This is a genomic window from Streptacidiphilus jeojiense, from assembly GCF_000719095.1.
GTDB classification, from domain to species: domain Bacteria; phylum Actinomycetota; class Actinomycetes; order Streptomycetales; family Streptomycetaceae; genus Streptacidiphilus; species Streptacidiphilus jeojiensis.
This window is the reverse complement of the sequence record NZ_JOEH01000001.1, coordinates 209,069-232,028: the sequence shown is the minus strand read 5'-3', so window position 1 is coordinate 232,028 and position 22,960 is coordinate 209,069. Positions and strand designations below refer to the sequence as shown.

At 72.8% G+C, this 22,960-nt stretch carries 21 protein-coding genes; 18 read left to right on the top strand and 3 right to left on the bottom strand.

Annotation, left to right across the window (positions count from 1 at the left end):
* Window positions 1-83: 83 nt before the first annotated feature.
* The 9 genes from IF29_RS0101005 to IF29_RS0100960 all read left to right on the top strand — a co-directional run bounded on the left by IF29_RS0101005 (window position 84) and on the right by IF29_RS0100960 (window position 13,686).
* A complete protein-coding gene (locus tag IF29_RS0101005; RefSeq protein WP_030248322.1) occupies window positions 84-491 on the top strand; it encodes a hypothetical protein in 408 nt (135 codons plus the stop codon).
* On the top strand, window positions 488-1,513 hold the full coding sequence (gene pstC, locus IF29_RS0101000; RefSeq protein WP_030248321.1) for a phosphate ABC transporter permease subunit PstC: 1,026 nt from the start codon (window positions 488-490) through the stop codon (window positions 1,511-1,513). The genes IF29_RS0101005 and pstC overlap by 4 nt, the downstream gene beginning before the upstream one ends.
* Window positions 1,510-4,377 carry a phosphate ABC transporter permease PstA gene (pstA, locus tag IF29_RS44615; protein ID WP_084713329.1) on the top strand — a complete coding sequence of 956 codons (2,868 nt, stop codon included), beginning with the start codon at window positions 1,510-1,512 and terminating at the stop codon, window positions 4,375-4,377. Before pstC ends, pstA begins: the two co-directional genes overlap by 4 nt.
* The gene (locus IF29_RS0100985) at window positions 4,374-7,178 is read left to right on the top strand and encodes a hypothetical protein (protein WP_157623509.1); all 2,805 of its coding nucleotides are present in this window, start codon (window positions 4,374-4,376) and stop codon (window positions 7,176-7,178) included. The genes pstA and IF29_RS0100985 overlap by 4 nt, the downstream gene beginning before the upstream one ends.
* A gap of 104 nt (window positions 7,179-7,282) precedes the next feature.
* Complete coding sequence (locus tag IF29_RS0100980) at window positions 7,283-8,269, top strand: substrate-binding domain-containing protein (RefSeq protein WP_030248316.1); 987 nt, start codon at window positions 7,283-7,285, stop codon at window positions 8,267-8,269.
* Window positions 8,270-8,330: 61 nt separating this feature from the next.
* A complete protein-coding gene (locus IF29_RS48410; RefSeq protein ID WP_051724741.1) occupies window positions 8,331-9,926 on the top strand; it encodes an Ig-like domain-containing protein in 1,596 nt (531 codons plus the stop codon).
* Window positions 9,927-10,032: 106 nt separating this feature from the next.
* On the top strand, window positions 10,033-11,862 hold the full coding sequence (locus IF29_RS45760; RefSeq protein ID WP_157623507.1) for a WxL protein peptidoglycan domain-containing protein: 1,830 nt from the start codon (window positions 10,033-10,035) through the stop codon (window positions 11,860-11,862).
* Window positions 11,859-12,806 carry a sortase gene (locus IF29_RS0100965; protein ID WP_051724740.1) on the top strand — a complete coding sequence of 316 codons (948 nt, stop codon included), beginning with the start codon at window positions 11,859-11,861 and terminating at the stop codon, window positions 12,804-12,806. The genes IF29_RS45760 and IF29_RS0100965 overlap by 4 nt, the downstream gene beginning before the upstream one ends.
* Window positions 12,807-12,834: 28 nt before the next feature.
* Window positions 12,835-13,686 carry a phosphate ABC transporter ATP-binding protein gene (locus IF29_RS0100960; RefSeq protein WP_030248310.1) on the top strand — a complete coding sequence of 284 codons (852 nt, stop codon included), beginning with the start codon at window positions 12,835-12,837 and terminating at the stop codon, window positions 13,684-13,686.
* Between the two features lie 5 nt (window positions 13,687-13,691).
* Here IF29_RS0100960 and IF29_RS0100955 read toward each other — a convergent pair whose 3' ends face one another.
* From IF29_RS0100955 to IF29_RS43110, 3 genes are all read right to left on the bottom strand, one after another.
* Window positions 13,692-14,324, bottom strand: coding sequence for a TIGR03085 family metal-binding protein (locus tag IF29_RS0100955; RefSeq protein WP_030248307.1), 633 nt, complete (start codon window positions 14,322-14,324; stop codon window positions 13,692-13,694).
* Between the two features lie 76 nt (window positions 14,325-14,400).
* Window positions 14,401-14,967: a hypothetical protein gene (locus IF29_RS43115; protein WP_030248305.1), complete on the bottom strand. Its 567-nt coding sequence runs from the start codon at window positions 14,965-14,967 to the stop codon at window positions 14,401-14,403.
* A 28-nt stretch (window positions 14,968-14,995) separates the two neighbouring features.
* Window positions 14,996-15,859, bottom strand: coding sequence for a hypothetical protein (locus tag IF29_RS43110; RefSeq protein WP_030248304.1), 864 nt, complete (start codon window positions 15,857-15,859; stop codon window positions 14,996-14,998).
* Window positions 15,860-16,011: 152 nt separating this feature from the next.
* Here IF29_RS43110 and hisI point away from each other — a divergent pair, with 152 nt between their 5' ends.
* From hisI to trpA, 9 genes are all read left to right on the top strand, one after another.
* A complete protein-coding gene (gene hisI, locus IF29_RS0100940) occupies window positions 16,012-16,404 on the top strand; it encodes a phosphoribosyl-AMP cyclohydrolase (protein WP_030248302.1) in 393 nt (130 codons plus the stop codon).
* Window positions 16,405-16,423: 19 nt separating this feature from the next.
* A complete protein-coding gene (locus tag IF29_RS0100935) occupies window positions 16,424-17,962 on the top strand; it encodes an anthranilate synthase component I (protein ID WP_030248300.1) in 1,539 nt (512 codons plus the stop codon).
* Between the two features lie 43 nt (window positions 17,963-18,005).
* Window positions 18,006-18,680 carry a TIGR02234 family membrane protein gene (locus IF29_RS0100930; protein ID WP_030248299.1) on the top strand — a complete coding sequence of 225 codons (675 nt, stop codon included), beginning with the start codon at window positions 18,006-18,008 and terminating at the stop codon, window positions 18,678-18,680.
* 99 nt (window positions 18,681-18,779) lie between these two features.
* On the top strand, window positions 18,780-19,034 hold the full coding sequence (locus IF29_RS0100925) for an HGxxPAAW family protein (RefSeq protein WP_030248296.1): 255 nt from the start codon (window positions 18,780-18,782) through the stop codon (window positions 19,032-19,034).
* A gap of 2 nt (window positions 19,035-19,036) precedes the next feature.
* Window positions 19,037-19,480: a DUF2752 domain-containing protein gene (locus IF29_RS0100920; RefSeq protein WP_232241967.1), complete on the top strand. Its 444-nt coding sequence runs from the start codon at window positions 19,037-19,039 to the stop codon at window positions 19,478-19,480.
* A gap of 147 nt (window positions 19,481-19,627) precedes the next feature.
* Window positions 19,628-20,434 carry an indole-3-glycerol phosphate synthase TrpC gene (gene trpC, locus IF29_RS0100915; RefSeq protein ID WP_030248293.1) on the top strand — a complete coding sequence of 269 codons (807 nt, stop codon included), beginning with the start codon at window positions 19,628-19,630 and terminating at the stop codon, window positions 20,432-20,434.
* A gap of 16 nt (window positions 20,435-20,450) precedes the next feature.
* Window positions 20,451-20,705: a tryptophan biosynthesis modulator TrpM gene (gene trpM / locus IF29_RS48885; RefSeq protein WP_380523130.1), complete on the top strand. Its 255-nt coding sequence runs from the start codon at window positions 20,451-20,453 to the stop codon at window positions 20,703-20,705.
* Between the two features lie 155 nt (window positions 20,706-20,860).
* Window positions 20,861-22,075 carry a tryptophan synthase subunit beta gene (gene trpB, locus IF29_RS0100910; RefSeq protein WP_030248291.1) on the top strand — a complete coding sequence of 405 codons (1,215 nt, stop codon included), beginning with the start codon at window positions 20,861-20,863 and terminating at the stop codon, window positions 22,073-22,075.
* A complete protein-coding gene (trpA, locus tag IF29_RS0100905) occupies window positions 22,072-22,878 on the top strand; it encodes a tryptophan synthase subunit alpha (RefSeq protein WP_030248290.1) in 807 nt (268 codons plus the stop codon). The genes trpB and trpA overlap by 4 nt, the downstream gene beginning before the upstream one ends.
* Window positions 22,879-22,960: the final 82 nt, after the last annotated feature.

The window sequence follows — 22,960 nt, the reverse complement described above, 5'->3', positions numbered from 1 at the left end:
TGCTTGGAAACAGGACCGTCTCTCTCGGCCAGTGGCGGATCCGCCCTGGGGTGCGTGTGGGGCAGGACCCGAGGGAGCACGTCATGGGGCAGGCACGTTTTCTCATCGTCACAAGACCGGTGTCGCCGTCCGTCCCGGCCGGCGAGTTTGCAGCCGGGGCACGCACGGTCTGGCGCCTGCTCGGGCCCAACAACCGGGAGTTGGGGCGCGGAGCCGCCGGCTTCGACACCCCGGAGCGCTGCCTGGAGGCGGTGCTGCGACTGCGGGCCGACGCCCACCGCGCCGTGGTGGCGGCGCTGCGGATCCAGCCCGGGGCGATGTGGGCCTGGCGGCTGAGCGTCGACGACCTGCCGGTGGCCGCCTCCGGGCGGGCCTACCGTCGGCAGCGTGAGTGCCAGTACAACCTGACGCAGTTCATCGATGCCGTGCCGCTGGCTGAACTGCCGCGCCGGAAACCGGAGTTCGCCGAGGCCAAGGCGGTCCGCCGATGAGCGCGGCCACTGAGTTGCGTCCCGCGGCCGACCCGGAGGGGACCGGCGACCGGCCGCGCCGGCTCAGCACCAACGCCGGGCTCGGCGACCGGCTCTTCGCGCTGGGCGCCCGCTCCAGCGGGGTGGTGGTGCTGCTGATCATGCTGGCCGTCGGCGGCTTCCTGGCCAGCCAGGCCACCCAGGCGCTGCGGGTGGCGGGATGGTCCTTCCTCACCGTCCAGCACTGGAACCCGGGCGGGCACCGCGGACAGTTCGGCATCGCCGCCGTACTCGTCGGCACCCTGCTGATCGGCGCCCTGGCGGTGCTGGTCGCGGTGCCGCTGGCGCTCGGGATGGCGCTGTACATCTCCGAGTACGCGCCGGCCGGGGTCAAGCGGACGATGATCACGCTGGTCGACCTGATGGCGGCGGTCCCCAGCGTGGTCTACGGGCTGTGGGGGTTCTTCTTCCTGGAGCACCGGATGACCGGCCTGGCCCGCTGGATCTCCACCTGGTTCGGCTGGATCCCGCTGTTCAAGGTGGACGGCGCCGATCCGCACGACCCGCTGGCGCCGGTGCCCGCCTACACCTCCTCGACCTTCATCGCCGGCACCGTGGTCGCGCTGATGATCACCCCGATCATGTGCTCGGTGATGCGCGAGGTGTTCGGCCAGGCCCCGGCCGGCGAGCGGGAGGCCGCCTACGCCCTCGGCTCCACCCGCTGGGGAATGATCCGCTCGGTGGTCCTGCCCTACGGACGGGGCGGGATCATCGGCGGCACCATGCTCGGCCTGGGCCGCGCCCTGGGCGAGACGATCACCGTCTACATGATCATCTCCATGGTCTTCACCATCCAGCCGCACATCCTGCAGAGCGGCGCCAGCACGGTCGCCGCTCTGATCGCCCTGCACTTCGGGGATTCCACCCCGTTCGGACTGTCCGCGCTGATGGCCGCCGGACTCGTCCTGTTCCTGATGACCCTGGTAGTGAACTTCGCCGCCTCGGCCGTCGTCGCCCGCAGCCGCTCCGGAGCAAGCACATGAGCCACACCGTCCCGGCCGCCACCGCGGTTGCCGCCACCACCACCGTGGTGGTGGCGCCCCCGGCGGACGGCACCGACGAGGTCCGCAGACGCCCGGGGGGCGCCCGGGCCAGTGACCGCTTCGCGCTGGTCGGCGCGCTGGCAGGCGGTGTCGGTGCCACCGTGCTGCTGTTCCGGTACCTGCTGCCGCTGAACGGGCCGCTCGGCTTCGTGGTCTGCTCCTGGCTGTGCTTCCTTGGCCTGTACGCGCTGCTGGTCGCCCAGGACGAGAACGGCCTGGCGGTACGGGACCGGCTGGCGACCGTGGTGGTGCACAGCCTGGCGGCGCTGGTGGTGATCGCCCTGGCCTTCACCGTCGGCTACACGCTCTACCAGGGCAAGGACGCGCTGCCGCACGGCAACTTCTACACCCAGGACATGTCCGAGGCGGACTCGCTGACCCCGCTGGTGGTCGGTGGCGTCAAGCACGCGCTGGTGGGCTCGCTGGAGCAGATCGGCATCGCCCTGGCGATCACCGTGCCGCTCGGGGTGAGCTGCGCGGTCTTCCTCTCCGAGGTCCCCGGCCGGCTGGCGCGCTTCGTCCGCACCGTGGTCGAGGCGATGACGGCGCTCCCCTCGGTGGTCGCCGGCCTCTTCGTCTACGTGGTGGTGGTGAGCGTGGTCCACTGGCAGCAGTGCGGGCTCGCCGCCGGATGCGCGCTGTCGGTGATGATGCTGCCGATCATCATCAGGGCCGGCGACGTGGTGCTGCGGCTGGTGCCGGCATCGCTGAAGGAGGCCTCCTTCGCGCTGGGCGCCGGGCGGCTGCGGACCGTGTGGCAGGTGGTGCTGCCGACCGCGCGTTCCGGGCTGACCACGGCCGTCATCCTCGGCACCGCGCGCGGCATCGGGGAGACCTCGCCGGTCCTGCTGACCTCCGGCTACAACAAGGCCTTCAACGGCGACCCGTTGCACAACCCGCAGGTCTCGCTGCCGCTGCTGGTCTTCACTCTGGTGCGGCTGCCGTCCAAGTGGCAGATCAGCCGGGGGTTCGGCGCGGCCGCGGTACTGATGCTGCTGGTCCTGGCACTGTTCCTGACGGCCCGTCTGATCGGTGGACGGGCGCCGGGAGAGCTGAGCCGACGTCAGCAGAAGCGCAGGGCGGGGGCATCGGCCCGGATCGCGACGCGCAATGCCCGACGGGCCGGAGCGGTCGCGGCGTCCCTGGCCCTGATCGCGGTGGGAGTGCTGTGGGGCGGCACGCCCCAGGCGTCGGCCGCGGCACCGTACGTCTCCATCGACGGCGCCGGCTCCACCTGGAGCAGCAACGCGATGGACGCCTGGACCACCAACGTCAAGCAGTACGGGATGACGGTCAACTTCAACGCCACCGGCTCCTCCGACGGCCGCACCAAGTTCAAGAACGGCACCAATGACTTCGACGTGTCCGAGATCCCCTACGGGATCACCGACGACGGCGTCTACGAGGCGCCCCCGTCCCGGCACTTCGCCTATATGCCGATCGTGGCCGGCGGTACCTCGTTCATGTACAACCTGAAGATCGACGGGCACCGGGTGACCACGCTGCGGCTGTCCCCGGACACCATCGCGAAGATCTTCACCGGTGTCATCACCAAGTGGAACGACCCCGTCATCGCGGCTGACAATCCGTCACTGACCCTGCCCGCCCGGCAGATCGTGCCGGTGGTGCGCTCCGACGGCTCCGGGACCACGGCCCAGCTCACCACCTGGCTGAGCAAGAAGGAGACCAGCCTCTGGAACGCCTACTGCGTCAAGGCCGGACGCAGCTCGCCGTGCGGGGTCACCTCCTTCTACCCGTTGGTCAACGGTCAGGGCTTCCAGTCGCTGGGCAGCTCGCAGAGCGTCTCCGGCTTCGTGGCCCAGGACAACAACGAGGGCTCCATCACCTACGTCGAGTACTCCTACGCGGTGCTGACCGGCTACCCGGTGGCGAAGATGCTCAATGTGGCCGGCTACTACGACGGCCCCACCGCGGCGAACGTGGCCGTGGCGCTGACCAAGGCGCAGATCAACTCGGACCTGACGCAGAACCTGGACCAGGTCTACGACAACCCGGACCCGCGCACCTACCCGCTGTCCAGCTACAGCTACATGATCCTTCCCACGGCGGTGGAGGACAAGTTCACCACCGCGAAGGGCAACACCCTCAGCGCCTTCGCCTACTACTTCCTCTGCCAGGGGCAGCAGAACGCCGACCGGCTCGGCTACTCGCCGCTGCCGATCAACCTGGTGAAGGCGGCGCTGATCCAGGTCAAGAAGATCCCCGGGGCCGAGGCCAACACGGTGAACATCGCCGGCTGCCACAACCCGACCTTCTCCACCGACGGCACCAACACCCTGGCCAGGACCGCTCCCTATCCGCCCGCCTCGGACAAGAAGGGCGGCAGCGGCGGGACCGGCGGGACCGGTGGCCAGACCGCCTCGCAGCAACCGGGCACGAGTGGCGGCAGCACCAGCGGCGGCACCTCGGGCGGCGGCAGCGCCACCGGTGGAACCGGCGCGGGCACGAACGGCACCGGCGGCGCCGGGTCGTCCGGGAGCGGCTCGTCCGGCGGAACCGCCGGCAGTTCGGCCTCGCAGACCGGCGGCGGCTCGACCGCGGGCTCCACCGGAGGCTCGGGCTCCGGTGATCCCGGACTGGTCGGCGGCGGGGGGAGCAGCGGAGGCGGCTCGACGAGCGGCGGCAACACCGTGCTCGCCAACCCGGTGACCATCGCGGCCAGCTCCGACGGCACCCTGCAGCATGTGCTGATGGTGGTCGCCGGGCTGCTGCTGGTCTCCATCGTGGTGCTGCCCCCGGTCCTGGCCGGTCGGGCCGCGCGCCGCCGGGGGGTCGAGCGATGAGACTGCTTCGTCGTGCGGTGCCGACCCGGGTCGCGCTCCGTTCCCGCATCCTCCGCACCGTCGCCGCGGCGGCCGTGCTGGTCACGGCGGGCCTGGGCTATGCCTCGCAGAACCTCGACCGGCCCGCCACCGGGACGGCGGCGGTGGGCAGCGCCGCCAGCCCTTCGATCCAGGTGGATCCGATGACCGGGTCCGCGGTGCCGATCGACCCCGCCGCCGGGAGCGGCAGTACCACGTCCGGATCCGGAACCGCCGTGGGAGGTTCGACGGCCGGCCCGAAGGCCCCGGTGGTCAGCGCCACCGAGTCGGCGCTGCTGCCGGGCCATCCGGTGGCCGCCTCCGCTGCCGCGGTGAAGGCCGTGACGGGGTCGTCGAAGGCGGTCAGCCCGGCGGCGGTGAGCTCCGCCGAGGGCTCGGCGGTGACGGTGACCGGCAGCGGACCCTTCGCCGGGCTTGCGGTGACGGTCGCTCAGACCGTGGACCTGGTCGACCAGGTGGTCCAGGTGACCTGGACCGGCGGCAAGCCCACCCAGCCCAACCCGACCACCTTCGCCACCGACTACCTGGAGCTGATGGAGTGCTGGGGCGACGCGGCCACCGGCCCGGACCGCACCCAGTGCGAGTACGGCGCCGACCGCGGCGACAGCCGGGGCGGTGACTACGTGGCGAGCCGTCAGCTGAACTACGGCAATCTGGTGGACCCGGCCGAGCCGCTGAAGCAGACCAAGCCCAACGTCAACGTGTACACCCCGTTCACCTCCTGGAAGGGGGTGACCGAGTCCGGCGCCGACAGCCAGTTCTTCGACGCGGGCACCACCAACGAGGTGCCCTTCGCCCCGACCCGGGCCAACGGCACCGGCCAGGTCTTCTTCGAGACCATGACCGGGATGGAGGCCGCGGGGCTGGGCTGCGGCGAGGTCGACGCCAACCAGAAGACCACGCCGACCGAGGGCCGGCAGTGCTGGCTGGTGGTGGTCCCGCGCGGGGAGACCGAGGTCGACGGCAACCCGCCGAGCGGCAACTCCGGCAAGCTGGAGTCCTCGCCGCTGTCCACCAGCAACTGGGCCCACCGCCTGGTGGTGCCGCTGCACTTCGCCCCGCTCGGACTCAACTGCCCGATCGGCGCGAACGAGCAGCTCACCTTCGGCAGCGAGCTGGTGGAGGAGGCCATCGTCCGGTGGCAGCCGGTGCTGTGCCGGAAGACCACCTCGATCTTCGGCTACACGCCCAACACCGACAACTCCGCCCGGCAGGCGCTGACCGCGGGCACCGACCCCGGCCTGGAGTACATCACCGACCCGGTGCCGGTCGACTCGGTGAAGACCGGTGCCACCCCGGTGTACGCCCCGCTGACGCTGTCCGGGGTGACCATCGCCTTCGACGTGCAGAGCCAGTCCTACTCCGGCACGCCGGCGGCGACCCGGCTGCTGGACGGACAGCGGATCCCGCAGATCAAGCTGACCCCGCGGCTGGTCGCCAAGCTGCTCACCCAGTCCTACCGCTACGCGGTCAACTACCAGGCCACGGACGTGCAGAGCAATCCGCTCGACCTGACCAGCGATCCGGACTTCCTGGCGCTCAACCCGGCCTTCGCCGACCTCTACTTCCCGTCCCGGATACCCGACATGCTGGTGCCCGAGGGCCAGTCGGACACCGCGAGGCACCTGTGGGCCTGGGTGCTGGCCGACCCGGACGCCAGGGCGTTCCTGTCCGGCACCAAGGATCCCTGGGGCATGGTGGTCAACCCCAACTACACCCTGGACACCCTGAACCTGCCCCGGGACGACTTCCCCAAGAAGGACCCGTTCTGCCAGCAGTTCCCCAACGACCCCGACAAGCGGCCGGCCTGGTGCACCCAGGACGCCCACCCCTACGCCCTGGACCTGCACGACGCGGCCAGGTCGGCCTCCCGCGGCGACACCCTCTCCAAGAGCATCTGGGACGCCACGGCCACCCCGCCGCAGCTGAAGAAGGGCAATCCGGAACCGCAGGGGCAGATCGGCATCCTGGCCGTCACCGACACCGCCACCGCGGCCCGCTACGGCCTGGACACCGCCGAACTGCTCAACGGCAACGGCGAGTACGTGGCGCCGACGGCGGACTCGCTGCTGGCCGGCGCGGCGGCGATGACCGAGGTGCCGGGCACCGGGGTGCTCACCGAGTCGCCCACGACCAAGGCGGCCGGCGCCTACCCGCTCACCATGGTCAGCTACGCGGCCACCGTTCCCACCCTGCTCCAGCCGGACGAAGGCGCGGCCTACGCCTCGCTGATCCGGTTCGCGGTCGGCGACGGCCAGACGCCGGGGGTCGCCCCCGGCCAGCTGGGCGACGGCTATGTGCCGCTGCCGGAGAGCCTGCGGACGACGGCGCTGGCCGCGGCGCAGACCATCGTGGACGACACCCCGAAGACCACCGCGGGCAGTTCGCCGTCGAGCGCGCCGAGCACCGGCAAGGCGCACGCCTCGGCCACCGCCGGGTCCGGCGGATCGTCCGGCGGCGGGAGCACCGGCGGCAGCGGGACCGGCGGGAGCACGGGCGGGTCCGGCAGCAAGGGCGCCGGCGGGTCCGGCGGAACCGGCTCCGGTGGTTCCGGCGGCAGCACCGGAGCGCCGTCGCCGTCCCCCTCGCACTCCACGGTGGTGCTGGCTCCCTCGGCCACCCCGGTGGTCACCCTGGCCCGGACCGCACGGACCGACGCCGGTGCCTTCCACTACCTGCTCCTCGGCCTGCTGGCGGCCGGTGCCGCCGCCGCGCTCGCAGGCCCGCTGCTGCCCCGTTACCTGCGTCGACGCCGCAGCTGACGCACCGGCTGACGCCGGGTCAGCACCTCAGACCACCATCCCGCCGACCGGAATCCCTCCGGGCCGTGATGCGCGCAGAACCGTTGAAAGGGATGCATCCCACCATGAAGAACTCGCTCAAGCTCGCCACCGCGGTCGCCGGCATCGGCCTGATGGCCTTCGGTGCCGGCACCGCCCAGGCCGACCCGTCGGGCACGCCCACCTACCGCCAGCTGGCCGGCGTCGGATCCGACACCACCCAGGGCGTCATGAACGCGATGTCCAACGCCATCACCATCAACGGCACCAAGGTGATCGGTTCCTACGACGCCACCGGCTCCGCCACCATCGCCACCCAGTCGGGGGCGGCCTGCCAGGCCGTGGCCCGTCCCAACGGCTCCGGCGCCGGCCGCACCGCCCTGCTGAACTCGCTCACCGCCGCCGACGGCTGCCTGCAGTTCAGCCGTTCCTCCAGCCTGAACACGACGGCCAGCATCCCCGGCCTGACCTACGTCCCCTACGCCATCGACGCGGTCACCTACGCGATCACGCCGAAGAGCTCGATCCCGCGCAACCTGTCGCTGGCGGACCTGCACTCCATCTACACCTGCGACCCCAACTACGTGGGCACCGCGCCGAACTACTCGATCCACGCGCTGCTGCCGCAGGCCGGATCCGGCACCCGCAGCTTCTGGGAGACCACGGTCGGCATCTCCGACACCGACGTGGTCAGCGGGAAGTACCCCTGCATCAGCGACACCAAGAACGGCAAGCCCATCGAGGAGCACGACGGCCGCGTCCTGGACGACACGTCCATCGCGCCGTTCTCCATCGCCCAGTACATCGCGCAGGAGTCGGGCACCATCACCGACCTGCGCGGCAGCGCGCTGCTCGGCAACATCGACGGCACCCCGTCGCTGCTGCTGAACACCGGCGCGACGGCCACCCGCGAGGTCTACAACGTGATCCCCAGCAGCAAGGTCGGCACCGCCCCGTACAGCACGGTCTTCGTCGGCGGCACCTCGCTGATCTGCCAGCAGACCTCGATCATCAAGAACTACGGCTTCGGACTCGACGCCAACTGCGGCGACACCTCGAAGACCAGCGGCTGACGTGCTCCCGCAGTTCCGGTCCGCAAGGCTCCACCCTCCCACCGAGAAGGCGAGTCCCACCGTGTCAACTACCGTCAACCGACTGCCCAAGCGCATCGCCCTGGGCACCGCGACCCTGCTCGCGGCCGGCTCCATGGCCATGATCGCCGCACCCGCCGCGCACGCCGACGACACCGTGCTCGGCACCCTCACGGCGACCCCGGCCTCCGGGGCCGACGACGACGGCATGTCCTTCACCTCCTCCGGAGGCTGCACCGCCGGCGGTAGCCGGGTGCAGATCTCCGTCACCGGTGAGGGCTTCACCACCGCCACCAATGTGACGCCGTCCGTCGACTTCACCACGCTGCCGACCACCACGGCCGGCGGCTACGTCTTCGGCCTGGTCGACACCATGCGCCAGGACGCCCAGGAGGCCGGCATCGCCGCCCTCTCCGGCAAGTACGTGTTCACCATGGTCTGCAAGAACGCCTTCGGCGCCACCACCTTCGGCTCCTACACCGGTGCCATCTGGTTCACCACGCCGACCACCTACCAGTCCACCGACCCGGCCGGCTCCCAGGTCACCGCCACCACGACCACGCTGGCGGTCAGCCCGACCGGATCGGCCACCACCGGCAGCCAGGTCACACTGACCGCGCAGGTCTCCCCGAGCGCCGCCGGGACCGTGCAGTTCCTGGACGGCACCACGGCGATCGGCGCCCCGGTCACGGTGACCAACGGCACCGCCACGCTCACCACCTCGGCCCTGGCCCAGGGCGCGCACCAGCTCTCGGCCGCCTTCACCTCCACCGACGCCGCCTTCGGCAGCTCCACCTCGACGGCGACCGCCTACACCGTCAGCGCCCCCGGCGCGGTGAACACCACCACCTCGCTGGCCGTGGTCCCCGGCGGCTCGGCCGCCCCCGGCACCCCGGTGGCGCTGACCGCCACGGTCGCGCCCTCGGACGCGGTCGGTTCGGTCACCTTCACCGACGCCAGCAACGGCACCACCCTCGGCACCGTCGCGCTCTCCGGCGGCAGCGCCTCGCTGACCGTCAGCAGCCTGGCCGAGGGCGACCACTCGCTCACCGCCTCGTTCACGCCCACCGACTCCACCGCCTTCGCGGCCTCCACCGCGACGGCCGTGCCCTTCACGGTCACCGCTCCCACCGGTGGCGGCACCGGCGGGTCGTCGACCGGCACGGAGACCATCAACACCTCCGTGGCACCCGGCGCGCTGGCCCTCAGCGTGGCCGGCAGCCAGGTCAACCTGCCGGCGCTGGCGCTCAACACCACCAGCACCCTGTTCACCACGGCCGGTCCGATCCAGACCGTCACCGTCACCGACACCCGGGCCGGCGCCCCCGGCTGGTCGCTCAGCGGCCAGGTCGCGGACTTCGCCTCCGGCAGCAACAGCATCAACGCCGAGAACCTGGGCTGGGCGCCCAACCTGGTCAACAAGGGCGACAGCGTCAAGCTCAGCCTGGGCGGCAACGTCGCCCCGGCCGACGGCGTGCCGTCCTCGGACACCGGCGTGCTCGGCCTGAAGTCCTCCCGCACCCTGGCCAGCGCCACCGGACTGGGCACCGCCCAGCTCGGCGCCGACCTCTCCCTGGTCGCCCCCACCTCCACGGTGGCCGGCGCCTACACCGGTGTGCTGACGCTCACCGTGATGTGACACCGCCTCAGCTGACCTGACGTCAGCCGCAGTCCCCTCCGCACGGCAGCCCGCCGTGCGGAGGGGGCACCGCCCCACCGCTCTCCCCGCCAGCGAAGGACGTCCGATGAGACCACGACGCACCGCACCGCACCAGCAAGGACGAGCACCCGCCCTGGTGCTGCTGCTGACGACCCTGGTCGCGGCGCTGCTCGCGCTCGGGACGGCCACCCCCGCCACGGCGGCGCCGGGCACGCCGGCCCCGCAGACCTTCGGCATCCAGCCCGCCTCGGCCAAGGGACCGGACAACCGCGGCTCCTTCAGCTACTCGGCCGGCCCCGGCGCCCAGGTCAAGGACCACGTCGAGGTCTGGAACTACGGCGACCAGCCGCTGCAGCTCAGCCTGTACGCGGCCGACGCCTTCAACACCGACACCGGCGGCTACGACGTGCTCCCGGCGGGGAAGCCCTCCAAGGACGTCGGCAGCTGGGTCCACCTGGCCACCGCGGCCGTCACGCTGCCGGCCCGGTCGCACCGCACGGTGCCGTTCACGCTGGCCGTCCCGGCCGGGGCCACCCCCGGTGACCATTCCGGCGGCATCGTGCTCTCGCTCCGGCGGATCACCAAGGACGCCAAGGGCAACGAGGTCGCCGTGGACGAGCGGGTCGGCACCCGGATCCACCTGCGGGTGCCCGGGGCACTCCGGCCGCAGCTCACCCTGGAGGGCGTGAGCACCGTCTACCACGGCACGCTCAACCCGTTCGGCACCGGCAGCACCACCGTCGGCTACACGGTCCGCAACACCGGCAACATCCGGCTGGCCGGACACCAGGCGGTCCGGGTGCGCACCGCCACCGGGTCGATCGTCACCGCGAAGGGACCGGCGGACCTGACCGAACTGCTGCCCGGCAACAGCTCGACCTACACGGTGACCGTCTCCGGCTTCTTCCCCACCCTGTGGTCCACCGCCTCGATCACCGTCGACCCGCTCGCGGTCACCGGGGACACCGACCCCAGACTGTCCAGCAGCACCAGCCAGACCCGCTTCGCCACCGTGCCGTGGACCCTGCTGGCACTGCTGCTGCTCCTGGCCCTGTTCGGCCTGAGCCGGTACCGGCGCTACCGGCGCACCAGGCGCGGCGCCGCCCCCGGCACCCCGCCCGGCACCGCGCTCGCGCCCGAGCCGTCACCCGCGCCCGCCGCGCCGGCCCCGGCCGGCTCCACCGCCGGCAAGGCGGCGGCCGCCGTCACCGCGCTGCTGCTGGCCCTCGGCCTCACCGCGATCGGCGGCGCCGGCGGAGCCCGGGCCTGGGCCGATCCGTCCGGCCCCGCGTCCGCGCAGGCCGGAACCACCGGGCCGGGCGCCCTGGCCTTCGACTACCCGTCCGGCCGTGACGACGACCCCATCGACACGCTGACCTCCGGGGCCTGCCCGCACGCCACCGACCAGCTGATGGCTTCCATCAAGGGTGCGGGCTTCCCGGCGGGCGGAACCTCGCTGCTGGGCCTGTCTCCGGTGTCGATCTACCCCGAGGCCGCCAACGGCGGCTATGTGGTGCCGCTGCCGCAGACGCTGCGGGAGACCGCCAGCGCGGCCGGGGTCACCCTGCGCGGCGACTACACCGTGGACGTCTACTGCCGGACCCGCTTCAACCCGGCCCACCTCAGGGACTTCACCGGCACCCTGGACTTCACCGCGCCGCGGAGCTGGAAGGCGAAGGACGTGGCCCCGGCCGGCTCGATCCATGCCGCGGTCAAGGCCACCGCGACCGCCCTCGCCACCCCGTCGGCGGCCCCGACGGTGGTGGCGGAACCCGCCGCCGCCCCCGCCGCCCCCTCGGCCGGTACCCCGGTCGGCTCGGTGGTGGCCATGGCCGGCGGCGGACTGCTGCTGGCCGGCCTCGGCACCGGCGCGCTGCGCCGGCAGCGGGCCAGGGCCAGGGCGGCCGGACGATGACGCTCACCGCACCCCCGCCCGCTGCCCCGCAGGAGCCCGCACCGGCCGGCCCGGCGGTCGCGCCGCGGAAGCCCCCGCGGCCCCGGCGCCCGGGCCGACCGGACGCCGCGGGCGCCTACGGCACCGCCCTGCTGATCCTGGCCGCCCTGGTCTTCGGGCTGCTGCTGGACATCGGCCCGATCGGCGACGTCCGGCACGCCAGGGACCGCGAGACCAGCTACGCGGCGCTGCGCAAGGACCTCGCCGAGGGCACCATCCCGGTGGGGCAGACCGACAGCAGCGGCACCCTGGTGCGCCAGGGCCGCCCGGTAGCGCTGCTGACCATCCCTCAACTCGGTTTGAAGGAAGTGGTCCTGGAGGGGACCACCTCCGGGGTGCTGGCCACCGGAGTGGGACACCGCCGGGACACGCCGCTGCCGGGGCAGGCCGGCACCAGCGTGCTGATGGGGCGTCAGTCGGGCTTCGGCGGTCCCTTCGGCCACCTGTCAGAACTGCGGCCCTCGGAGACCTTCACGGTCCTCACCGGCCAGGGCACCCAGACCTTCCGGGTGCTGGACGTGCGCCGGGCCGGCGACCCGGTGCCGCCCGCCCTCGCCGACGGCGCCGCCCGCCTGGTCCTGGTCACCGCCGACGGCCCGGCGTTCACCCCGGACGGACTGCTGCTGGTCGACGCCGACCTGGTCGGCAAGGTCCTCCCGGCGCCCGCCCGTCCGCTGGGCAGCGACGGGCTCGCGGCCGCCGAGAAGCCGATGGGGATCGACCCCTCGGCCTGGGTGCCGCTGGTGCTGTGGGCCGAGGCACTGCTGCTGGCCGCCGTCGGGGTGACCCTGGCCCGGCTGCGCTGGGGCCGCTGGCAGGCCTGGATCTGCGGCGTCCCGGTGCTGGGCGCGCTCGGGCTGTCCGTGGCCGACCAGGTGGTCCGGCTGCTGCCCAACCTCATCTGAACCGATCGTCAGGATCTGAAAGGCCATCATGTCGGTTACCCCCAGCAGTGCAGAGACGGTGGAGATCCCCGCCGTGGTGGACGGCCAGGGGCGGGAGGCCGCCCGCCCCGGCGGGCTGGAAGCCCTCGCGGTCTCGGCCTGGTTCGGCGACCACAAGGTGCTGCAGCAGGTCTCGCTGCGGATGCCGGCCGGTGAGGTCACCGCGCTGATCGGCCCCTCGGGCTGCGGCAAGTCCACCTTCCTGCGCATCCTCAACCGGATGCACGAGCTGGTCCCCTCCGCCACCCTCAGCGGCGAGGTGCTGCTGGACGGCGAGGACGTCTACGCCCCGGGCCGCCGGCTCACCGATGCCCGGCGCCGGATCGGCATGGTGTTCCAGAAGCCCAACCCCTTCCCGGCGATGTCCATCTACGACAACGTCACCGCGGGCCTCAAGCTCACCGGGGTCAGGACCGGGCGCGGCGAGCGGGACCTGCTGGTGGAGGAGTGCCTGACCAAGGCCGGGCTGTGGAAGGAGGTCAGGGACCGGCTGCGGCAGCCCGGCGGCGCCCTGTCCGGCGGCCAGCAGCAGCGGCTCTGCATCGCCCGCTCGCTCGCGGTCCGGCCGCAGGTGCTGCTGATGGACGAGCCCTGCTCGGCACTGGACCCCACCTCGACCCGGCGGATCGAGGAGACCATCAGGGAACTGGCGGACGAGGTGACCATCGTCATCGTCACCCACAACATGCAGCAGGCACAGCGGGTCTCCGACCGCTGCGCCTTCTTCCTGGCCGCCCAGGGCACCCCCGGCGGCATCGTCGAACACGGCCCCACCGGGGCCATGTTCGACGCACCGCAGGACCAGCGCACCGCCGACTACGTCAACGGCCGCTTCGGCTGAGCCGGTTACATCCCCAGCTCGGCCGCCTGCACCCGGTCCACGGCCTCCTTGTCGCCCTCCAGCTCGACCTGGGCCTGGTCCTGACGTCCCATCACAAACAGCAGCAGCTCGCCCGGCTCGCCGGTGACGGTGACCACCGGCGTGCCCTTGCGGGCGACCGCGGTCTGCCCGTCCGGGCGGCGCAGCACCAGTCCGGAGGGGGAGCGGCGGCCGTTCATGGAGGCCGACTGGGCCAGTCGCCTCCAGAGCACGTCGGCGAACTCGGGGTCCAGCACCCGCGGCGCCCAGCCGTCCTGGGCGCGGCGCACGTCCTCGCCGTGGACGAAGAACTCCACGGTGTTGGCGAGCTCGTCGGCGCCGGGGATGCCGAACAGGGACAGCCGCGGCGGCCCGGTGCGGATCAGCTCCAGCAGTTCGGGATAGGGCTTGGCGGCGAACTCGCCCTGGATCTTGGCGAGCCGTCCGGCCAGGGGCTTGATCATGATGCCGCCGGCCGCGTCGGGACGGCGCTCGCGGACCACGACGTGTGCGGCCAGGTCCCGGGTGGTCCAGCCCTTGCAGAGGGTGGGCGCGTCCGGGCCGGCGCTCTCCAGTAGGTCAACCAGCAGTAGGCGTTCGCGTCGGGCATGGTTCGACATGCGTTCAGCCTACGTCTGATGGGTCGTCAATGCGCGGCCTCATTCCTCCGGACGGCCCCGGACTGTGCCGGACCGCTCACCGCAGCGGCGCGGTGAGCTGCGGGCCGGCCGGGTCGTGCTCGATGGCGCAGGTCGCGGTGCGCCGCCCACCCCGGTAGGAGGCCAGGTCGGGCCAGATCACCCCGCCGACCACCAGTGGCCTGACGGTCTGCCGGGCCCGGACCGGGGCGGTGACCGGATAGCAGAGGCTGTTGGCCTTCTCGACCAGGGCGACCCCGGTGGTCAGCCCGGCCGGGAGCTGCAGCAGCCCGATCACCTGGCCGTCGTGCGGCTGGTGGCAGTCCTTCCTGCTGTAGCGGGAGGTGGCTCCGGTGTGCCCGGGGGCGTCGAAGCAGTCGCCGGGGCGGAGCAGCAGGTAGGGCAGGGTCTGCGGAACCGGCGAGGGGGACGGCGGGGGCGGGCTGCTGGGCGCCGGGCTGGCACTCGGACTGGCGCTCGGCGAGGCGGAGGCCGGGGCGGCGGCGGCCTTGCGGTGGCCGCCGCCGGCGAGGACCACCACCAGTACGGCGGCCACCACCAGCGCCAGCAGCCCGGCGGCCACCGCGAACGTGCGCCGCCGGGCCGTGGGCCGGTTCGTGCTCATGTTCCCCAGGATGCCCGCTGGGCGGGTCTCAGCGCAGCGGTGCGGTCAGTTTGGTGCCGCCGATGTCGATGGTGAGCACGCAGTACCCGGTGTGGTCACCGTTCCTGTAGGCGTCCAGCACCGGGTAGAAGACACTGCCGGAGAGGTCCGGGCTGCCCGGCTGCCGCTGGTAGACCGTGGAGTTGATGGGGTGGCAGATGCTGTCGGCCTTGGAGCTGATGGCGTCGTCCGTGGTCAACCCGCTGGGGATGGTCACCACGGCGGTCACCTGGCCGTCGTGGGAGCTGGTGCAGTTGCGCACGGTGATGTCGTCGACGGTGAAGGTGATGGCCGGGTCGCTGTAGCACTGACCCTTCTTCAGCTCGACCGCCTTGTAGGTGAGGTCGCTGGAGGAGGCGCTGGGCAGCGCGCTCGGCAGGTCACTGGGCAGATCGCTGGGGAGGTCGCTGGGCAGCTCGGACGGCAGGGACGAGGGCAGCGTGCCGGAGGGCAGCACCAGCGGGGAGCTCTGCGACGCGACCGGGGTGTTGCCGTTCCCCGAGCCGTGCATGGCCACGGCTATGCCGGTGCCGACGATGGCCAGCGCGACCACCGAGCCGACCACGATGGCGACGGTCTTGCCCCGTCCGCCGCCGTTGCCGCCACCGGGCGGTCCGTACGGCGGCTGGAGCTGTCCCGGGTACTGCGGCGGCCCGTACGGGGGCTGCTCCGGCTGGCCGGGGTAGGGCGGCTGGCCCGGGTACTGGGGCTGGTTGGGGAAGTTCTGGTACTGCGGCGGCCCCGGATAGGGCTGCGGCGGACCGAAGCCGGGAGCGGGCTGCTGCGGGGGCTGCTGCGGCGGCTGGTCCTGGCCGCCGTAAGGCGGTTGCTGAGGAGGCGGCGGGTAACTCATGGCGTACACAATGCCGGTAGGTAAGGGGTCGATGAGAGCCAGGTCGAACAAAAAGCCTCATCGACTCGGCCGGATCCGGGGAATTCACCTGGATCATCCCCATATATCCGTGCTGCTCCCCGCCGGCCCGCCGCCTTGGCACAATGGACGGCATGTCCGCATCTCCCGCCGCCCCCGGCAGCACCGCCCTGGCCCCCGAGGTCGCCGCACGTCTGAAGCGCGACCCGCAGGGGCTGGTCCCCGCCGTCGCGCAGCAGTACGACACCGGGGAGGTGCTGATGATGGGTTGGATGGACGACGAGGCCCTGCACCGCACCCTCACCACCGGGCGCTGCACCTACTGGTCCCGCAGCCGCAGCGAGTACTGGGTCAAGGGCGACACCTCGGGCCACCTCCAGCTGGTGAAGTCGGTCGCCCTCGACTGCGACGGCGACACCCTGCTGGTCCAGGTCGACCAGGTCGGCGCCGCCTGCCACACCGGCGACCGGACCTGCTTCGACGCCGGGCAGTTGCCGGTCTCGGCCCCCGGCACCACCTCGACCTGATCGGATACGCTGCGCAACCATGACCACCGGCACCGTCAGCCCCGATCTCGAGACCTTCCGCAAGCTCGCCGTGGACCGCCGGGTCATTCCGGTGGTCCGTCGGCTGCTCGCGGACGGGGACACCCCCGTCGGCCTGTACCGCAAGCTCGCCGCCGAACGCCCCAACACCTTCCTGCTGGAGTCCGCCGAGCAGGGCCGGTCCTGGTCCCGGTACTCCTTCGTCGGCGTCCGCAGCAGCGCGGCGCTGACGGTGGACCAGGAGGGACGGGCCCGCTGGCTCGGCGACCCGCCGGTCGGGGTGCCCACCGAGGGCGACCCGCTGGAGGTGCTGCGGGCCACCGTCGAGGCCCTGCACACCCCCCGGGACCTGCACCGGGACGGTGAACTCCCGCCGTTCACCGGCGGGATGGTCGGCTACCTCGGCTACGACGTGGTCCGCCGGCTGGAACGGCTGCCGGTGATCGCCCCGGACGACCTGGGCCTGCCCGAGCTGACCATGCTGCTCGCCACCGACCTGGCCGTGCTGGACCACGCCAACGGCACGGTGATACTGATCGCCAACGCGGTGAACCACGACGACCGTCCCACCGGTGTCGACGCCGCCCACGCGGACGCCGTGGCCCGGCTGGACGCGATGACCGCGGACCTGGCCCGCCCGGTGGACGCCGGCGCCGCCGCGCTCACCCCGGTCGCCTCGGTCGACGCGGTCTCGCCCTTCGGCGGCGCCCCCTACCGGGCCGCCGTCGAGGAGGTCAAGGAGCGGATCAGGGCCGGCGAGGCCTTCCAGGTGGTGCCCTCGCAGCGGTTCGAGGTCCCCTGCCCGGCCAGCGCCCTGGACGTCTACCGGGTGCTGCGGGCCACCAACCCCAGCCCCTACATGTACCTGTTCCGCTTCGCGGGCACCGCCGGCGGCGCCGACTTCGACGTGGTCGGCTCCAGCCCCGAGGCGCTGGTCAAGGTCGAGGACGGGCGCGCCATGGTGCACCCCATCGCCGGCACCAGGCACCGCGGCGCCACCCCCGAGGAGGACGCCGCCCTGGCCGCCGAGCTGCTGGCCGACCCCAAGGAGCGCGCCGAGCACCTGATGCTGGTCGACCTAGGCCGCAACGACCTGGGCCGGGTCTGCGCCCCCGGCAGCGTCGAGGTGGTGGAGTTCATGACGGTGGAGCGCTACAGCCATGTGATGCACATCGTCTCCACCGTCACCGGCCGGGTCGCCGCCGACCGCACCGCCTTCGACGTGCTCACCGCCTGCTTCCCGGCCGGGACGCTGTCCGGGGCGCCCAAGCCCCGCGCCATGCAGATCATCGAGGAGCTGGAGCCCACCCGGCGCGGCCTCTACGGCGGCTGCGTCGGCTACCTGGACTTCGCCGGCGACTCCGACACCGCCATCGCCATCCGCACCGCGCTGATCCGGGACGGCAGGGCCTACGTCCAGGCCGGCGCGGGGGTGGTCGCCGACTCGGTGCCCGAGAGCGAGGACGCGGAGTGCCGCAACAAGGCCGCCGCCGTGCTCCGGGCGGTGGCGGGCGCGAGCACCCTGCAACCGGTGCGGTGACCCTGCGTCCGGCCGCCGCGCGGGCTCAGGGCACACTGGAACGGTGACCGCGCTGCCCGTGACCGAACCAGAGACCGAGACCCCTGACGGGACCCCCGCCGAGGACGCCGCCCCGCGCCGTCCGGACCGGCGCAGCCTCGCCCTGATGCTGCTGCTCACCGTCGTCGGTGCGGCCGTGGTGCTGCTCGCCGCCGGACAGACCTGGGCGCACGGCAGCGTCGCCTTCCAGACCACCCGGCTCAAGGTCTCCGCCAGCGGCTCCGAGACCAGCGGACTGCCCGGGGCGCTGGCCCTGGTGGCGCTGGCCGCCGCGGTGGCCGTCTTCACCGTGCGCGGCGTCGGCCGGGCCGTGGTCGGCGCGCTGCTGGCCCTGGCCGGTGCCGGAGTGGCGGTGACCGCCCTGCTCGCCGCCACCGGGGACGGCGCCCTGGACAGCAAGGCCGCCCGCGCCGTCGGCCTCACCAAGGCCACCGCCACCGGGGTCGGCCACACCCTCTGGCCCTGGGTCGGGGCGCTCGGCGGCGTCCTGCTGCTCCTCGGCGGCCTGCTGGTGCTCGCCAGGGGCCGCGACTGGCCGGGCATGTCCGCGCGCTACGACGCCCCCGGTAAGGCGGCCGGCCGCCCCCGCGGAGCCGCCGCGAAGCGCGCCACGCCCGACCAGGAGACCCCGGCCGACCTGTGGAAGGCCATGGACCGGGGCGAGGACCCGACACGTTAGGTCACAGTGGGCCACCCCGCACGGCGGCGCGGACCGGCGTACGGAACAATGTGCAGCGAGAGTCAGCATTGAGAGACACCGTGCAACCAAGGAGCAGCAATGTCGGGTAGTGCCCACGGACACACCACCGCCGCCTGGACCGGGGTGACCATCTCCTTCATCGGCTTCTTGCTCGCCGGTGTGGCCATGGTCATTCCCAGCCCGATCCTGGTCATCGTCGGACTCGTGCTGGCCCTGGTCGGCCCGGGCGTCGGCAAGATGCTGTCGGCGGCCGGCTACGGCAAGAAGGTCGACACGGCCCCGAAGGTCGACACCGCCAAGAAGACCCCGGTCGGCACCGGCGCCTCGCACTGACCGTGTCGGATGCGGCGGGTCGCCCCGCCCCCCGATCCCTGACCGCGCCGGCGGTCGCCCTCGCGGCGGTCGGCGCGGCGACGGCGTATGTGGCCGAGGTCGATCCCAACCACCCCGGCCACTACCCCACCTGCCCGTTCCTGCTGCTCACCGGCTGGTGGTGCCCCGCCTGCGGCGGGCTGCGCTGCGTCCACGAGCTGACCCGCGGCGACCTGTCGGCCGCCGTGCACGACAACGTCCTGGTCGTGGCCTCGGTGGTGCTGGCCACCGTGTTCTGGGCCCGCTGGACCTACCGCGCGGCGCGCGGGCGGCGCAGCCCGGTGCCCGGCATCCCGCGCCGCTGGACGTGGGGCCTGATCGCCGCCCTGGTGGCCTTCACGGTGCTGCGCAACCTTCCGTTCGGCTCGTTCCTGGCCCCGCCCTCGGTCCCGCTGTCAGGGCTGTGACCAGCGGCGTCGTGTCCAGCCAACGAGACCGGGCGTGGCTCGATGCAGGCCATGGCGGTTCCGGCGGATACCATCGACAGCGGCTGGAAGCAGCCGGGCCAATCTCCACCACCCCGCCATCCACACCTGCAGAAGGGGGCGTCCAGCGTGAGCGTGCTCGACGAGATCATCGCCGGAGTCCGTGAGGACCTCGAAGAGCGCCAGAAGCTGGTGTCCCTGGACGAGCTCAAGGAACTGGCCGTCCAGGCCCCGCTGGCCAAGGACGGCGTGGCCGCCCTGCGCGGCGACAGCGTGCGGGTGATCTGCGAGGTCAAGCGCTCCAGCCCGTCCAAGGGCGCGCTGGCCGCGATCGCCGACCCGGCCGCCCTCGCCGCGGACTACGCCGCGGGCGGTGCCGCCGCCATCTCGGTCCTCACCGAGCAGCGCCGCTTCGGCGGCTCGCTGGCCGACCTCAAGGCGGTGCGCGCGGCGGTCGACACCCCGCTGCTGCGCAAGGACTTCATCGTCACCGCCTACCAGCTGTGGGAGGCCCGCGCCGCCGGCGCCGACCTGGCCCTGCTGATCGTCGCCGCGCTGGAGCAGCCGGCGCTGGAGTCGCTGATCGAGCGGGCCCAGTCGATCGGGCTGACCCCGCTGGTCGAGGTGCACGACGAGGAGGAGGTCGCGCGCGCGGTGGACGCCGGCGCGCGGATCATCGGCGTGAACGCCCGCAACCTCAAGGACCTCAAGGTCGACCGGGACACCTTCGCCAATGTCGCGCCGTCCATCCCGTCGCACATCGTCAAGGTCGCCGAGTCGGGCGTCCGCGGCCCGCACGACCTGATCGCCTACGCCAACGACGGCGCCGACGCCGTCCTGGTCGGCGAGTCCCTGGTCACCGGCCGCGACCCCAAGGCCGCCGTCGCCGACCTGGTCGCCGCCGGCGCCCACCCGGCCATCCGCCACGGCCGCTGAGAAACCCGCTACCCTCATGGCCATGTCCCCCCGCCTCCAACCCGGATGCAAACTGCGTCGAGGGTCGTCCTCCGCCGCTGCTCCCCTCCGGGCGGGTACCGGGCACTCGTTCCTCGCACCCGATCCCCACCCTCCGGTGCGCATCGGCTACGTCCTCCAGCGCGGCTGCCGCGCGCCCGCGCGCCGCGTGCTGGGGCGGCGCGTCCGCTACGTGATCGGCGCCGAGCCGGGCCAGGTCCCCGGCCGCCGATGGCAGGGCCCGCGCAGCTAGAGGACTGTCCGCAGCAGCTCAGCCATGCAGCACCGTAGGGGCGCGGGGAACTGCGCGAGAAACCACCCACATGCGTGCACTGCTGAACCCTGCCGACCCACACCCTCGTTGCGCTTACGACGCCCCTGCCCACCTCACACATCTGAGGACCAGTCATGTCTACGCACGCCCTCACACCCGACGGCCGTGGCTACTTCGGAGCCTACGGCGGCCGCTTCATCCCGGAGGCCCTGGTCGCCGCCGTGGAGCAGGTCGCCGACGAGTACGAGAAGGCCAAGGCCGACCCCGCCTTCGGCGCCGAACTCGCCGCCCTGCTCAAGGACTACACCGGACGTCCGAGCCCCCTCACCGACGTCCACCGCTTCTCCGCCGAGGCCGGCGGAGCCCGCATCCTGCTGAAGCGCGAGGACCTCAACCACACCGGCTCGCACAAGATCAACAACGTCCTGGGCCAGGCCCTGCTCACCCGCCGGATGGGCAAGACCCGGCTGATCGCCGAGACCGGTGCGGGCCAGCACGGTGTGGCCACCGCCACCGCCGCGGCGCTCTTCGGCATGGACTGCACCATCTACATGGGCGAGGTCGACACCCAGCGCCAGGCGCTGAACGTCGCCCGGATGCGGATGCTCGGCGCCGAGGTGGTCCCGGTCACCTCCGGCAGCCGCACCCTCAAGGACGCCATCAACGAGGCCTTCCGCGACTGGGTCGCCAACGTCGACTCCACCCACTACCTCTTCGGTACCGTCGCCGGACCGCACCCCTTCCCCATGATGGTCCGTGAGTTCCACCGGGTGATCGGCATCGAGGCCCGGGCCCAGGTGCTGGACCGCACCGGCGCCCTCCCGGACGCCGTGGTGGCCTGCGTCGGCGGCGGCTCCAACGCGATGGGGATCTTCTACGACTTCATCCCCGACGCCGGCGTCCGGCTGATCGGCATCGAGGCCGCCGGCGAGGGCGTGGACACCCCGCGCCACGCCGCCACCCTCACCAAGGGCGACCCGGGGGTGCTGCACGGCTCCCGCACCTACGTGCTGCAGGACGAGGACGGCCAGACCATCGAGAGCCACTCCATCTCGGCCGGCCTGGACTACCCGGGCGTCGGCCCCGAGCACGCCTACCTCAAGGACTCCGGCCGCGCCGAGTACCGGCCCTGCACCGACGACGCCGCCATGCAGGCCCTGCGGCTGCTCTCCCGCACCGAGGGCATCATCCCGGCGATCGAGAGCTCGCACGCCCTCGCCGGGGCGCTGGAGCTGGGCCGCGAGCTCGGCCCGGACGCGACCATCCTGGTCAACCTCTCCGGGCGCGGGGACAAGGACATGCACACCGCCGCCGAGTACTTCGGCCTGCTCGACGGGGAGACCAAGTGAACACCCAGCTCAGCGGAGTCCTCGCAGCCGCCAAGGCGGAGGACCGGGCCGCCCTCATTGGCTACCTCCCGGCCGGCTTCCCGACCATCGACGGCGCCGCCCAGGCCGTGCAGGCGCTGATCGACGGCGGCGCGGACGCGGTCGAGATCGGCCTGCCGCACAGCGACCCGGTGCTGGACGGGCCCACCATCCAGACCGCCGACGACATCGCCCTGCGCAACGGGGTCCGCACCAGGGACGTGCTGGAGACGGTCCGTCAGGTCACCGCGGCCAACCCGACCGTGCCGGTGCTGGTGATGACCTACTGGAACCCGGTGGACCGCTACGGCGCCGCCCGTTTCGCCGCCGACCTCGCCGCCGCCGGGGGAGCCGGCTGCATCCTGCCCGACCTGCCGGTCGAGGAGGCGGGCCCCTGGCTCGCCGCCGCCGAGGAACTGGGCCTGGCCACGGTGTTCGTGGTCGCCCCGTCCAGCCGGGACCAGCGGCTGGCGACCATCACCGCCAGCGGCACCGGCTTCGTCTACGCGGCCGCGGTGATGGGTGTCACCGGCAGCCGCAACCAGGTCGGCGAGATGGCCGAGGACCTGGTGCGGCGCACCCGGGCCACCACCGACCTGCCGGTCTGCGTCGGCCTCGGCGTCTCCACCGCGGCGCAGGCCGCCGAGGTGGCGGCGTTCGCCGACGGGGTGATCGTCGGCTCCGCCTTCGTCCAGCGGATCCTGGACGCGGCCTCCCCGGAGGCCGGCTACGCGGCCGTCCGCGAGCTCGCCGCCGAGCTCGCCGAGGGCGTCCGCAAGCGTTAGCCCCAAGCGGCGGCCCCCGCCCCGGGGCCGCCGCCGCGAAGTCGCCCTAAACCCGCCACGCGGTCACTCGTTCAGGTGAGTG

Bases quoted from the DNA above. Each gene is read 5' to 3' on its own strand.
- IF29_RS43110 (WP_030248304.1), bottom strand. From the start codon at position 15,859: ATGAGTTACCCGCCGCCTCCTCAGCAACCGCCTTACGGCGGCCAGGAC.
- pstC (WP_030248321.1), top strand. From the start codon at position 488: ATGAGCGCGGCCACTGAGTTGCGTCCCGCGGCCGACCCGGAGGGGACC.
- IF29_RS0100935 (WP_030248300.1), top strand. From the start codon at position 16,424: ATGACCACCGGCACCGTCAGCCCCGATCTCGAGACCTTCCGCAAGCTC.
- IF29_RS43115 (WP_030248305.1), bottom strand. From the start codon at position 14,967: ATGAGCACGAACCGGCCCACGGCCCGGCGGCGCACGTTCGCGGTGGCC.
- trpB (WP_030248291.1), top strand. From the start codon at position 20,861: ATGTCTACGCACGCCCTCACACCCGACGGCCGTGGCTACTTCGGAGCC.
- IF29_RS0100925 (WP_030248296.1), top strand. From the start codon at position 18,780: ATGTCGGGTAGTGCCCACGGACACACCACCGCCGCCTGGACCGGGGTG.
- IF29_RS0100965 (WP_051724740.1), top strand. From the start codon at position 11,859: ATGACGCTCACCGCACCCCCGCCCGCTGCCCCGCAGGAGCCCGCACCG.
- trpM (WP_380523130.1), top strand. From the start codon at position 20,451: ATGGCCATGTCCCCCCGCCTCCAACCCGGATGCAAACTGCGTCGAGGG.
- IF29_RS45760 (WP_157623507.1), top strand. From the start codon at position 10,033: ATGAGACCACGACGCACCGCACCGCACCAGCAAGGACGAGCACCCGCC.
- IF29_RS0100980 (WP_030248316.1), top strand. From the start codon at position 7,283: ATGAAGAACTCGCTCAAGCTCGCCACCGCGGTCGCCGGCATCGGCCTG.
- IF29_RS0100955 (WP_030248307.1), bottom strand. From the start codon at position 14,324: ATGTCGAACCATGCCCGACGCGAACGCCTACTGCTGGTTGACCTACTG.
- pstA (WP_084713329.1), top strand. From the start codon at position 1,510: ATGAGCCACACCGTCCCGGCCGCCACCGCGGTTGCCGCCACCACCACC.
- IF29_RS0100960 (WP_030248310.1), top strand. From the start codon at position 12,835: ATGTCGGTTACCCCCAGCAGTGCAGAGACGGTGGAGATCCCCGCCGTG.
- hisI (WP_030248302.1), top strand. From the start codon at position 16,012: ATGTCCGCATCTCCCGCCGCCCCCGGCAGCACCGCCCTGGCCCCCGAG.
- IF29_RS0100985 (WP_157623509.1), top strand. From the start codon at position 4,374: ATGAGACTGCTTCGTCGTGCGGTGCCGACCCGGGTCGCGCTCCGTTCC.
- IF29_RS0101005 (WP_030248322.1), top strand. From the start codon at position 84: ATGGGGCAGGCACGTTTTCTCATCGTCACAAGACCGGTGTCGCCGTCC.